The 12,735-nt window shown below is 58.1% G+C and carries 12 protein-coding genes; 8 read left to right on the plus strand and 4 right to left on the minus strand.

Features of this window, described 5'->3' with window-relative positions:
* Positions 1-17 precede the first annotated feature (17 nt).
* The 7 genes from hutI to hutH all read left to right on the plus strand — a co-directional run bounded on the left by hutI (position 18) and on the right by hutH (position 7,019).
* The gene (gene hutI / locus ACFQW4_RS05760; RefSeq protein WP_377724323.1) at positions 18-1,235 is read left to right on the plus strand and encodes an imidazolonepropionase; all 1,218 of its coding nucleotides are present in this window, start codon (positions 18-20) and stop codon (positions 1,233-1,235) included.
* On the plus strand, positions 1,232-2,023 hold the full coding sequence (gene hutG, locus ACFQW4_RS05765; RefSeq protein ID WP_192236566.1) for an N-formylglutamate deformylase: 792 nt from the start codon (positions 1,232-1,234) through the stop codon (positions 2,021-2,023). Before hutI ends, hutG begins: the two co-directional genes overlap by 4 nt.
* A 392-nt stretch (positions 2,024-2,415) precedes the next feature.
* Positions 2,416-3,267, plus strand: coding sequence for a transporter substrate-binding domain-containing protein (locus tag ACFQW4_RS05770; protein WP_192236565.1), 852 nt, complete (start codon positions 2,416-2,418; stop codon positions 3,265-3,267).
* 12 nt (positions 3,268-3,279) lie between these two features.
* Positions 3,280-3,999 carry an ABC transporter permease gene (locus ACFQW4_RS05775; RefSeq protein ID WP_101761023.1) on the plus strand — a complete coding sequence of 240 codons (720 nt, stop codon included), beginning with the start codon at positions 3,280-3,282 and terminating at the stop codon, positions 3,997-3,999.
* 11 nt (positions 4,000-4,010) lie between these two features.
* Positions 4,011-4,739, plus strand: a complete 729-nt coding sequence (locus ACFQW4_RS05780; protein WP_110865805.1) for an ABC transporter permease — start codon at positions 4,011-4,013, stop codon at positions 4,737-4,739.
* A gap of 1 nt (position 4,740) precedes the next feature.
* Positions 4,741-5,535 (plus strand): ABC transporter ATP-binding protein, encoded by a 795-nt coding sequence (locus ACFQW4_RS05785; RefSeq protein WP_101761021.1) that lies wholly within the window; start codon positions 4,741-4,743, stop codon positions 5,533-5,535.
* Positions 5,532-7,019 (plus strand): histidine ammonia-lyase, encoded by a 1,488-nt coding sequence (gene hutH / locus ACFQW4_RS05790; protein WP_377724327.1) that lies wholly within the window; start codon positions 5,532-5,534, stop codon positions 7,017-7,019. The genes ACFQW4_RS05785 and hutH overlap by 4 nt, the downstream gene beginning before the upstream one ends.
* A gap of 108 nt (positions 7,020-7,127) precedes the next feature.
* Here hutH and ACFQW4_RS05795 read toward each other — a convergent pair whose 3' ends face one another.
* Positions 7,128-7,760 (minus strand): flavin reductase family protein, encoded by a 633-nt coding sequence (locus tag ACFQW4_RS05795; protein ID WP_377724329.1) that lies wholly within the window; start codon positions 7,758-7,760, stop codon positions 7,128-7,130.
* A gap of 127 nt (positions 7,761-7,887) precedes the next feature.
* Here ACFQW4_RS05795 and rlmF point away from each other — a divergent pair, with 127 nt between their 5' ends.
* On the plus strand, positions 7,888-8,814 hold the full coding sequence (gene rlmF, locus ACFQW4_RS05800; RefSeq protein WP_377724331.1) for a 23S rRNA (adenine(1618)-N(6))-methyltransferase RlmF: 927 nt from the start codon (positions 7,888-7,890) through the stop codon (positions 8,812-8,814).
* 2 nt (positions 8,815-8,816) lie between these two features.
* Here rlmF and ybiO read toward each other — a convergent pair whose 3' ends face one another.
* The 3 genes from ybiO to glnP form a co-directional block, all read right to left on the minus strand.
* Positions 8,817-11,093: a mechanosensitive channel protein gene (gene ybiO, locus ACFQW4_RS05805; RefSeq protein ID WP_377724333.1), complete on the minus strand. Its 2,277-nt coding sequence runs from the start codon at positions 11,091-11,093 to the stop codon at positions 8,817-8,819.
* Between the two features lie 185 nt (positions 11,094-11,278).
* Positions 11,279-12,001 carry a glutamine ABC transporter ATP-binding protein GlnQ gene (gene glnQ, locus ACFQW4_RS05810; RefSeq protein WP_110865810.1) on the minus strand — a complete coding sequence of 241 codons (723 nt, stop codon included), beginning with the start codon at positions 11,999-12,001 and terminating at the stop codon, positions 11,279-11,281.
* The gene (gene glnP, locus ACFQW4_RS05815; protein WP_007887744.1) at positions 11,998-12,657 is read right to left on the minus strand and encodes a glutamine ABC transporter permease GlnP; all 660 of its coding nucleotides are present in this window, start codon (positions 12,655-12,657) and stop codon (positions 11,998-12,000) included. The genes glnQ and glnP overlap by 4 nt, the downstream gene beginning before the upstream one ends.
* Positions 12,658-12,735: the final 78 nt, after the last annotated feature.

Here is a 12,735-nt window from a genome sequence, read left to right on the forward strand (position 1 = left end):
ACGCGAAGGGGAGTGGGATGGCAGAAACAGAGCAGATCGACAGCCTGTGGCTGGGGGCCGACATCGTTACGATGCGTGACGGGCACTACAATCTGATTGCCGACGGCGTGCTGGCGGTCAATCAGGGAAAACTGATTTGGGTGGGGCCACGCAGTGAATGCCCGGCTTTTTCCGCGCGCGAACAGCACCAATTTTCCGGCGGCATCATCACGCCCGGTCTGGTGGATTGCCATACGCATCTGGTGTTTGGCGGCGATCGCAGCCAGGAGTTTGAGCAGCGTCTTAATGGTGTGAGCTATGCAGAAATCGCTGCACAGGGCGGCGGCATTCTCTCCACGGTGCGCGCCACCCGCGCGGCCTCGCAGCAAGAGCTGGTGGCAAGTGCGCGCTGGCGACTGGATCGCCTGCTGGCGGAAGGCGTCACCACGGTAGAGATTAAATCTGGTTACGGTCTCGATGAAGCCAGCGAACTGACCATGCTGCGCGCCATTCGTGAGTTGGCGGAAACGGTGCCTGCCGATGTGCAGGCCACTTGCTTAGCCGCGCACGGTTTCCCGCCGGAGTTTAAAGACAATCCGCAAGGCTGGATCGATATCATCTGCCAGCGCCTGTTACCGCAGGTGAAAGCAGAAGGGTTGGCGGATGCGGTGGATGCGTTTTGCGAGCATTTGGCCTTTTCTCCTGAGCAAGTTCGCACGGTCTTTGATGCCGCCAAAGCATTGGGCATGCCGGTGAAACTGCACGCCGAGCAGCTTTCGGCGCTGGGCGGCGCGGCGCTGGCGGCCAGTTACGGTGCGCTCTCCGCCGATCATCTGGAGTACGCCACCGCAGCGGATGCGCAAGCGATGGCGCAGCACGGCACCGTGGCGGTGTTGCTGCCGGGCGCGTTTTATCTGTTGCGTGAAACCCAGCGTCCGCCGGTAGCACTGTTCCGTGAACACGGCGTAGCGATGGCGCTGGCCAGCGATGCCAATCCGGGCACCTCACCGGCGCTTTCGCTGCGACTGATGTTGAACATGGGCTGCACGCTGTTTGGTTTGACGCCGGAAGAGGCGTTAGCGGGCGTGACCTTGTGGGGCGCAAAAGCGCTGGGATTACAGCACTCGCACGGTTCGCTGGAAGCGGGCAAGGTCGCGAATTTTGTTCACTGGCCGCTGGCGCGTCCGGCTGAGCTGGTTTACTGGCTGGGCGGCGAGTTGCCGTGCCAGGTTATTTATCGTGGAGAAGCGCAATGACACCTTTTCATTTCACCGCCGGTAAGATTCCGCTGCTGGTCAGCATTCCTCACGCCGGCACGCAGTTAACGCCGGAAGTGGACGCCGGCCTGAGCGACGCAGCGCGCGGCCTGCCGGATACCGATTGGCACTTGCCGCTGCTGTACGATTTTGTGCGCGATCTCGGCGCCAGCGTGTTAATTGGTCACTATTCACGTTTTGTCATTGACCTTAATCGGCCGGCGGATAATCAGCCGCTCTACACCACGGCGACCACCGGCTTGTATCCGGAAACCCTGTTCGACGGCAGCCCCACCTTTGCACCGGGTAAAACGCCGAGCGCCGAGGTACGCCAGGGTTATCTGGACACGATTTGGCAGCCTTATCATCAACAGCTGCAGCAGGAGCTGGCACGCCTGAAAGCTGAACATGGTTACGCGCTGCTGTTTGATGCGCACTCGATCGCCTCGGTGATCCCGCGGCTGTTTGAGGGGCGTTTACCGGATCTCAACATCGGTACTAATGATGGCGCCAGCTGTTCAACGGCGGTGATCAACGCGATCAAACAGGTGTGTCATGCGCAAAACGATTACAGTTGGATCGCGAACGGACGCTTTAAAGGCGGCTATATTACCCGCGCCTACGGCCAGCCGGAGCAAGGCGTGCAGGCGGTGCAGCTGGAGCTGGCGCAGCTCAATTATATGGATGAAACCTCGCCGTTTGCCTGGCAGCAGGATCGCGCAGCGCAGCTGCAGAAGGTACTGAAACCGCTGATGCAGGCGTTTCTAGACGCCGGTAAATCGAACTAAATCCCCGCACCTATTCGTAGCGGCGCAATTTATTGCACGTTATTCAGATTGGCAATGTGGTCGCCATTCATACGCGCGATTAATCGCGCCGCTACGATTCGTGATCCTGCACCACCACAATGCACACCTTGCCTCCTCGCGGTGCAATATTACGTCCATCGCGTGACCATCTCCCTGAATTTGCGGCTTTGCCGATTTGGCATAGTGCTTGCTAGGTTGTATGTACAAGTAAAGACCGCGCAGCGATTATTAATTTTTATACTGGCTGGCTCACAAAAAGCTTATGCCGACAATGATCTGCCGCACGCTAACTTGTATATACATGAAAGGTCATCTGCAAATATTGCATAAGCAGAGACTGCCAAATTCGATTAATAGCCAGGAGATGCCGCATGACGCACCGCGCCCCGATTCGCCGTTTTTGCCTCACGACCCTGTTTGCCAGCCTGATGATCAGCGGCATTGCCGTCCAGGCGAAAGAGTGGAAATCGATCACCATCGCTACCGAAGGCAGCTACGAACCCTGGAACCTGACGCTGCCGGGCGGCAAGTTGGGCGGCTTTGAACCGGAACTGATGGAAGACCTGTGCAAGCGCATGGGCATTCAGTGCAAGCTGGTGGTGCAGAACTGGGACGGCATGATCGCCGGCCTCAACGCCGGAAAATATGACGTGATCATGGATGCGATTGTCATCACGCCAGAGCGCAAAAAAGTGGTTAACTTCACCACGCCATACGCTTCAACGCCCGCCACCTTTATTACCACTAAAGACAATCCGCTGCTGCCGGCCGATCACAACATCATCAAGCTGCATGACGACGAGAAAGCGATCAACGCGGCAATTGCCCCACTGAAAGCGGCGCTGAAGGGCAAAACCATTGGTATCGCCTCCGGCACGGTTTACACGCCCTTTATCGACAAGTACTTCAAAGGCGATACCGAGGTACGCGAATACACCTCTTCGGCGGATGCGATGCTCGATCTGCAATCCGGTCGTATCGATGCGGTGTTCGATGACGTGACCTTTGCGCAATCGATGCTGGCGCGCAAAGAGAACAACAATCTGGTCTTCAGCGGCCCACAGCTCGGCGGTCCAATTTGGGGCGAGGGCGAAGCAATGGGCGTGCGCATGGCGGATAACGATCTGAAAGCCAGGCTGGATGAGGCGATCCATGCCGCGCTGGCTGACGGCACGGTGAAAAAGCTCAGTGAGAAGTGGTTTAAAACTGACGTAACTCCGTAAGTGAGGTGAAAGATGATGAGCCTGCTGAGTTTTGGTGCTGATGGTTGGGGCCGGCTGATCCTGAGCGCCGCCTGTACCACGCTGCTGCTGTCGCTGGTGGCGCTGATGATTGGTGCGGTGGTCGGTTCCGGTGTGGCGGCCGCCAAATTATCGCCTCAGCGCTGGCTGCGCTGGTTGGGTGAAGGCTATTCGGTGGTGTTTCGCGGCATCCCGGAACTGCTGGTGATCTACCTGTTCTATTTTGGTGGATCCGGCCTGATTACGCTGGTTGGGCAGATGTTCGGCGCAGATGGCTTTATCGAAGCGCCGCCGTTCCTGATTGGGGCGCTGGCCATCGGGCTCATCTCGGGTTCGTATCAGGGTGAAGTGTATCGCGCGGCGCGTCTGGCGCTGGCCAAAGGCGAAGTGGAAGCGGCGGTGGCGATTGGCATGCCGCGCTGGCGCATCGCGCAACGCATTCTGCTGCCGCAGGTGGTGCGTTACGCGCTGCCGGGCATGTCGAACGTGTGGCAGATGAGCCTGAAAGACTCGGCGCTGGTGTCGGTCACTGGCATCGTCGAGCTGATGCGCGCCAGCCAGGTCGCGGCGGGATCCACGCGCGATTACTTCACGTTTTATCTGGTTGGCGCTGCCTGTTATCTGGTGCTGACGCTGGTGTCTAATCATGCGTTTCGTCGGGCAGAGTCGCGCCTTGGTCGCGCGTGGCAAAGTCGCACTGCGGCGCAGCATTAAGGAGCAGCAGCATGATCGACTTCGCTTTTCTCTCGGATACCTTCCTCAAACTGAGCGCCGCGCTGCCGGTGACGCTTGGCCTGTTTATCAGCGCCTTTCTCTGCGGCGGCATATTGGCGATTGGCATTTTGTCACTGCGCATGAGCCGCTGGCGGGTGCTGAGCGGCTTCGCACGCGGCTACATTCTGGTGTTTCGCGGCTCGCCGCTGATGATTCAGCTGTTTCTCATCTATTACGGTCTTGGCCAGTTTGGCGTCATCCGCCACAGCTTCGTCTGGCCGTTCCTGCGCGAGCCATTTATCTGCGCGGTACTGGCGCTGTCACTCTGTACGGCAGCTTACACCGCTGAGATTTTGCGTGGAGCGCTGCTCGCCGTGCCGGCTGGACAAGTGGAAGCCGGTCTCGCCTGCGGCATGTCACGCTGGCTGCTGCTGCGCCGCATTATCGTGCCGATCATGCTGCGCTATGCGTTGCCGGCGTACTCCACCGAAGCGATTTTGCTGGTGAAATCCACCGCGCTCGCCAGCCTCGTCACCGTGTGGGACGTGACTGGCGTGGCGCAGCAGATCATTCAGCGTACCTATCGCACCATGGAAGTGTTTGTCTGTGCGGCGGCGATCTACCTGATTCTCAACTTTATTATCGTCCAGCTGTACGCGCTGTTAGAGCGCCGTCTGACCCCGGCGCATCGTGTCGCAAAAAAGCCGATGCCCGCCGTTAAACCGCTTGCCGGAGAGTAATATGCATTCCACATCACCCGTTACCTTATCCGCCACTGATATCCATAAATCCTTTGGCGCGATGGAAGTTCTGAAAGGCATTTCGCTACAGGCGCATCAAGGCGATGTCATCTCGATTCTTGGCGCCAGCGGCTCGGGCAAAAGTACCTTGCTGCGCTGCATCAACCTGCTGGAAACGCCGGATGCTGGCGTGGTGAGTGTCGGCGGCGAAACCATTGAGATGAAACGCCATGCGCGCGGCCATCAGCTGGCGGCCAATCCGAAACAGATTGAGCGTTTGCGCTCACGCCTTGGCATGGTGTTCCAGAGCTTTAATCTTTGGTCGCACATGACGGTGCTGCAAAACGTCATTGAAGGGCCGCACTATGTGCTGAAGCGCGACAAGAAAAGCTGCATCGCCCAGGCGGAGCAACTGCTGGATCGCGTTGGCTTACTCAATCGCAAGGATTTCTACCCGGCGCAACTCTCGGGCGGCCAGCAGCAGCGCGTGGCGATTGCCCGCGCGCTGGCGATGGATCCGGAAGTGATGCTGTTTGATGAACCGACTTCGGCGCTCGATCCAGAACTGGTGGGCGAAGTGCTGAAAGTGATGCGCAGCCTGGCGGAAGAGGGGCGCACCATGCTGGTGGTGACGCACGAAATGGGCTTTGCGCGCAACGTCTCCAACCGCGTGGTGTTTATGCATCAGGGCACCATTGATTGTCAGGGCGCGCCGGAAGAGATGTTTGGCGCGCAGGGATCGCAGCGCTTTAAGCAGTTTATCTCCAGCCATCACGGCGCGGAGCAGCCAGCATGACCATCGTATGGGGCGACAGCCCCTTAACCTGGCAAGAGCTGGTGCAGGTGGCGCGGCACAACGCGGAACTCAGTTTGAGCGTCAGCGCCTGGCAGCGCATTGCGCAGGGGCGCGCGATTGTCGATGAGATTGTCGCCAGCGGCCAGATCGCTTACGGCATCAATACCGGCCTCGGCGCGCTGTGCAACATCACGCTGCCGGAAGATCAGCTCAGCCAGCTGTCGCGCAATACGCTGCTGAGTCACGCCTGTGGCGTGGGTCCGCTGCTGACGCGTGAGCAGGCGCGCGCCATTCTGTGCGCGGCGATTGCCAATTACAGCCACGGCAAATCGGGCGTGTCGGTGGCGCTGGTGCAGCATCTGCTGGCGCTGCTCAATCAGCAGATAACGCCGCAGGTGCCGTCGCAGGGTTCGGTCGGCTACCTCAGCCATATGGCGCATATCGGTCTGGCGCTGATTGGTGTCGGCGACGTGGAGTATCAAAACCAGATCATGCCCGCGGCGCAGGCGTTAACGCTGGCGGGATTACAGCCTTATCGTCCGGGGGCCAAAGAAGGTTTGAGCCTGGTCAACGGCACGCCGTGCATGACCGGCTTGTCCTGCCTGGCGCTGGATGATGCGGCGCGTTTGCTGGATTGGGCCGATGTCACCGGTGCGATGAGTTTTGAGGCGCTGCGTGGACAGCGGGTGGCCTTTGATGCCGAAGTGATCGCGCTGAAAGCCAGTCCGGGCATGCAGCTGAGCGGTCAGCGCTTACGCGCATTGCTGAGTGATAGCCCGCTGCTGACGACCAGCGTTGGCATTCGCACTCAGGATGCGCTCAGCCTGCGATCCATGCCGCAGGTACATGGCGCCAGCCGCGATCAGTTCGATCACGCGGCGCGCCAGATTGAAACCGAACTCAATGCCTGCACCGATAATCCGCTGGTGCTCGGCACGGCGGATAACTGGCGCGTAGTGTCGCAGGCTAACCCGCACGGCGAATCGGTGGCGATGGCGGCGGATCTGCTGGCGATTGCCATGGCGGAAATCGGCAGCATCGCCGAGCGGCGGCTTGATCGTTTGGTCAATCCGCTGGTGAGCGGCTTACCGGCGTTTCTGGTGGCGCAGCCGGGCGTTAACTCCGGCATGATGATTGCGCAGTATGTGGCGGCGTCACTCTGTGCGGAGAATCGCCAGCTGGCGCAGCCGGCGGTGCTGGATAACTATGTGACCTCGGGTTTGCAGGAGGATCATCTCAGCCTCGGCACCGGCGCGGCGCTGAAGCTGCTGAAGCTGGTGGGCAACGTGTGGCAGATTCTGGCGATCGAGTATCTGCTGGCGGCGCAGGCGCTGGATTTCCACGGCGAAGAGCAGCTGGCGCAGGGAACGGCGCAGGCATTGCGACGCTTGCGCGCGGTGGTTGCCAACTGGCAGGAAGACCGCTGGCTGGCACCGGAGATCGCGCGGGCGGTAGAGGTGTTGAAAAATTATCATCCGCGCTGAAGAAGCGCACCATCCGTAGCGGCGCGATTTATCGCGCACATTAATGGCAGCTCCGTGCCCATCCAGACATTGCGCAATACAGTGCGCCGCTACGAAATTTGTCAGGCATTACTTACGGCGAGCGTCCGGGCGCACCAAATCGAAACGCAGTTCTTCGCTGATGCCGTAATAGGCCGACGGGCCTCCGGCACGCAGGATTGGCTGTGCTTTGGCCGTTTGATAAATACCCTCTTCCAGTAGGGCTTCATCAATATGAATGGCGACCGCTTCGCCCAGCACCAGCCAGCTATCAATCGGCTGGCCCTGGGCATCCTGCAACTGAATCAACTGCGTCAACTTACACTCAAAATTCACCGGGCTTTCCGCCACCATGCTGACATTGACGTGTGACGCTGCAAGCGGCGTTAATCCCGCCAGCGCAAACTCATCCTGTTCGGACGGCACCGATGCGGAGCTCTCATTCATCGCCTCGGCCAGCGGACGCGTGGCCAGATTCCAGACAAACTCTTTGGTCTCAGAGATATTTTGTACGCTGTCTTTCCAGCCGCTGCTGGCAAAACCAATAATCGGCGGATGATAGTTAAAGCAGTTAAAGAAGCTATAGGGCGCTAAATTGCGTACGCCGCGGGCGCTTTGCGAGCTGACCCAGCCGATTGGGCGAGGGCCGACGATGGCGTTCAACGGATCGTGCGGCAAACCGTGTCCCGCGCGGGGCTGATAAGAGTAACGCTGACGAGTCATAACCATCCTTATAAGAGAACCTGAGTGAGGTGCACTAATCTCATCTAATACGGTGAATTCGATTAAGCGCATTGTGCGATGCCGCTAGCCAGAGTATCTTACGCCCGCGCTATTTTCCGGAGAAACTATGAACAAGCCAGCCGCCACGTCACCTTTCCATCCGCGTAACCGCCACCAGGGCCGTTATGATTTTGCTGCTCTGACCGCAGCCCATCCGCCGCTGACGGTGAAAGTGCGTCCCAACGGCTACGGCGAGTTGTCGGTGGATTTCGCCGATCCTGAAGCGGTGATGCTGCTGAATCAGGCGCTGCTGAAGCTGTTCTATAACCTCAACTGGCAGCTACCTGCAGGTTATCTGACGCCGCCGGTGCCGGGCCGTGCCGATTACGTGCATGCGCTGGCCGATCTGCTGGCGAGCGACAACGGTGGCGTGGTTCCACGCGATCTGGATGTAATGGATATCGGCTGCGGCGCGAACTGCATCTATCCGCTGATTGGCAACGCCGAATATGGCTGGCGCTTCACCGGCACCGATATCACCGCCGAAGCGATTACCGTGGCCGGGCAGATTGTGGCGAGTAATCCGGGCTTGCAGCGCGGCGTGCGTCTGCGTCGGCAAAAAGAGGCCTCGGCGATTTTCGCCGGCGTGGTGCATAAGAATGAACGCTATCATGCGGTGCTGTGCAATCCGCCTTTCCATTCATCTGCGGAAGAGGCGGCCAGCGTGGGTCAGCGCAAAACGCGCAACCTTGGCTTAGGCAAAAATGCGCCGCTCAATTTTGGTGGCCATCACAACGAATTGTGGTGTGACGGCGGCGAGCGCAAGTTCGTTGGTCAAATGATCGCTGAAAGCGTGACGCACTCAGACGCCATTATTTGGTTCACCTCGCTGGTCTCACGCAAAGAGAATTTACCGGCGCTGCGCGACCAGCTGCGCGATCTCGATGCTTATGAAGTGCGCATCATCGAAATGGCGCAAGGTCAGAAGCAGAGCCGCTTTATCGCCTGGACGTTCCAGCCGCCGGCGACGCGCGCCAAACGGCTGAAACGCTAACCTCATTGCGCCGGCGGCAACGCCGGTAAGCTGGCAGCGGAGGGAATATCGCTGCCGGTTTGCATCACTGCTACCGTTTGATGCGGCGCTTTAATGCCGGCCGCATCAAAATGCTTCTTCACCTTATCATCCAGCGCAAAACGTACCGTCCACTGCTTCAGCGGCTGGGTGGTGAATGACACGCGCACGGTAAAGGATTGGTTGGTTAATCCCACTAATCCGGCAAAACTCGGCTCGCCAATCACCATGCCGCGAATCTCCGGGTTCTCCAGCAGCTCTTTCACCGCGCCCTGCAGCGTTTGGTTAACGCGTTCGGTATCTTCACTGCGATCCACATCATAGTTCGCCACGAACGAGCCGATGCCACGCACAAAGTTGGCGAAGGTGGTGATCGATGACCACGGAATAATGTGATACGCGCCGGTATCCTGACGCACGCCCACCGAGCGAATCGACATGCGCTCTACGGTGCCGGTGATCGGGCCAATGGTGACTAAATCACCGGTGTTCATGCCGTTCTCAAACTGGATAAAGATGCCGGTGATGATGTCCTTCACCAGCGTTTGCGAACCGAATGATACCGCCAGACCGAGCGCACCGGCACCGGCTAGCAGCGGCGCAATATTCACGCCCACTTCCGACAGTAAAATCATAATGGTGATTGTGCTTATTACGACCGCCAGCGCGTTACGAAACAGCGTCAGCAGCGTGCGGGTGCGTGCGCTCGGCATGGGGCGGCCATGCGAATCCGAGGCGAGGCGACTTTCGATCAGGCTTGCCAGCAGTGTCCAGCCGACTGCCGACAGCAGCACAATGATCACGATACGAATCAGCACATCCACCATTTTTTGGCCGGCGCCAAGTGTGAGCCAGTGCCAGAGATCAAACAGATTCCATGCGTTGAGTAGCAGCAACAGCGTGGCAAACACCGTGACCACGCGCGCCAGTTTCAGCAGCGCTTTCACCCAATCGTTCACGCGCTTTTGCAGCTCGGGATAGTTGCGGCGCATGTCGAGCGACAACGTGACGGTTTTGCCAATCCAGCGCGTCAGCATGCCGGAAATCAGCGCGGCGATAACCACGATCGCCAGGCTGCGCACCGTGGCGGACATCATAAACTTCAGGCTGTCGCCGGGATTGAAGATCGAGAACAGGAACAGCGCGATAAAGTAGGCGCTGGCCAGCCAGTGCCACACCATGCCAAAGGCGCGGATGAACAGCGCAAAGAAGCTCAAGCTGCGATCGGCAAGACGCGACAGTTCATGATGGATGTTGCTTTTGTTGCGGAAAATCAGCCACAGCGCCCAGCCGGTCATGATCCCCATAATCAGCATGTTGACCAGCGCCGCCACCTGAATATTCACCTGATTGGAGACAATCGGCACCACCACCAGTAAACCGTAACCGATGATGCCGCTTAGCCAGCTCAAACGTGTGTTCCAGTAGCTGGCGCGCGCATCGGTTAAGTGGAAGAAGCGCAGCGTAGGGAAACGCGGGCAGAATATCAGCCGCAGCACCGCTTTAAAAAACTCAATCAGCGCGAAGGCGTTAAGGAAAAGGCCTTGCTGATAGGCGATGGTGCGGTTGTTGTTGTGATAGTTGTCGCTGATGATCTGACCGACAAACAGCGTCAGCGCTAGCAGCACAATATCGAGCACAAAGGCCATCAAGATAGTGGCGGGCAAGTGCAGCCACTTGGTGCGCTCAAGGTTTTGATCGCGTCCCCAGCGGCCCATGCGGCGCCACACCGGCCACATCAGGCGGCGTGTCAGCCAGTAAAATGCAAACACCGCGGCGGAGAGCGCAGCAAAGTATTTCAGCGCGTTGAAAAAGGTTTGCTGGTTAAAGGATTTGTGTGGCGCATTGGTGATGTTGTCATGCAGTTGCACAAACTGCGCGGCCACCGCGCCGCCGTATTCACGCGTTACGCTGGTGACGCTCTCCAGTACCGTGAGATCGTCCTGATTGGCCTGCGGCGGCGCCAGCACCGGTTGGTCGCTGGTGGATTGGCTGTTGGCAGCCTGACGTAACTGATCGATCAGCTCCTGACGCGAGGCGTTGTTATCCAGAATATTCGCCAGCGCGGCATAGGCGGCTTTTTTCTCGTCTAAGCTGGGTTCGCCTTCGGCTTTATCATCCGCTGCCGGGGTTTGCGACTGCTGTGCTGCGACGGCCGCCTGCGGCAGATTAACGGCCTGCGCCGGGGGAATGAGAAATAGAGTGAACAAACTGAAGAGTAACCACACGGCTGAACGCCATGGTGGGCTGGCAGACGACATCGCTTTTCTCCTTTAGCTTCGCGCAGCGGCACAAGAGAGAAGTATAGTCAGTGATGGAAGGTGAAGATTTTGAAAAGGAAAATTGAATCGTGGTACCTGCCGTAGTGGCGCGATAAATCGCGCCGCTACAAATGCTGCATGTAAAAAACCGCCGCCGAAAATGGGCGACGGTTTAATGGCAGAGCTTAGGATACGTGCTGCAGGAACTCGCGCAGACGGTCGCTCGGCGGGTTGGTGATCAGATCGTCCGGGTTGCCATCTTCTGCGATGGTGCCTTTGTCGATAAAGATCAGACGCGAAGCCACTTTTTGGGCGAAACCGACTTCGTGCGTCACGATGACCATCGTCATGCCTTCTTCCGCCAGATCCTGCATCACTTTCAGTACTTCGTGACGCAGCTCGGGATCCAGCGCTGAGGTTGGCTCATCAAACAGCATCATCTTCGGTTTCACCGCCAACGCACGCGCAATCGCCACGCGCTGCTGCTGACCACCGGAAAGCTCAGACGGGAAGTGGTGTGCACGCTCGGCGAGGCCCACTTTACCCAGCAGCTCACGCGCCAGCTTATGCGCTTCCTCTTTCTTCGTACCACGCACGCGAATCGGACCAAAGGCGACGTTATCCAGCGCGCTCATCTGTGGGAACAGATGGAACTGCTGGAACACCATGCCCGCTTCCTGACGAATCAGTCGCTCATCCACTTTCGGATCATTGACCTTCATGCCATCGACAACCAGCTCGCCGGTGGTGATCTCTTCCAGCTTGTTGATGCAGCGCAGCAGTGTGGATTTACCGGAACCGGACGGTCCGATAATCACCACTACTTCGCCTTGATTAATCTTCAGGTTGATGTTGTGCAGAACCTGAGTCTGGCCGAAATTCTTCGAGACGTTTTTAAATTCAATCACAGAATTTTCATCCTTTTCTCAATACGGCGCAGCACAAAGCTCAACACCAACGTAATAACCAAATAGATAATGGCAACGGCGCTCCAGATCTCCAGCGCGCGGAAGTTACCGGCAATGATCTCCTGACCCTGACGCGTCAGTTCGGCCACGCCAATCACGATAAACAGCGACGTATCTTTGATGCTGACAATCCACTGATTACCCAGCGGTGGCAGCATACGGCGCAGGGCCAGCGGCATGATCACATAACGCAGGGTCTCGCGGCGCGACAGACCCAGCGCCAGACCCGCTTCACGGAAGCCTTTATTAATCGACAGTACCGCACCGCGCGTGATTTCCGCGATATAAGCGCCGGAGTTGATCATGATGGTGACCACCGCCGCGCTGAACGGATCGATACGCAGATCCGGGAAAGCCATCGGCAGGGCGAAGTAGATAAACATCACCTGAACCACGATTGGCGTGCCGCGAATCAGTTCGATGAAGACTAAGGCGATGTTGTTGGTGATCCAGCCGCCGTAGGCGCGGGCAAAACCGGCAACTAAACCGATAATTAAACCGCCGACCAGGCCGAGGACCGAGATCAGCAGGGTCATTTTGGCGCCTTCGATTAAAATCGGCAGGGCAGGCCAAATGACGCTCCAGTCAAACTCCATGGTGTGACTCCAAAATCTGTTGCGTGGAAATGTAAAAAGCAGGGAGTGTCAGGCTCCCTGCTGGAAAAATCGGCTCAG

This window comes from Pantoea sp. GCM10028869, assembly GCF_042666835.1.
GTDB classification, from domain to species: Bacteria; Pseudomonadota; Gammaproteobacteria; order Enterobacterales; family Enterobacteriaceae; genus Pantoea; species Pantoea leporis.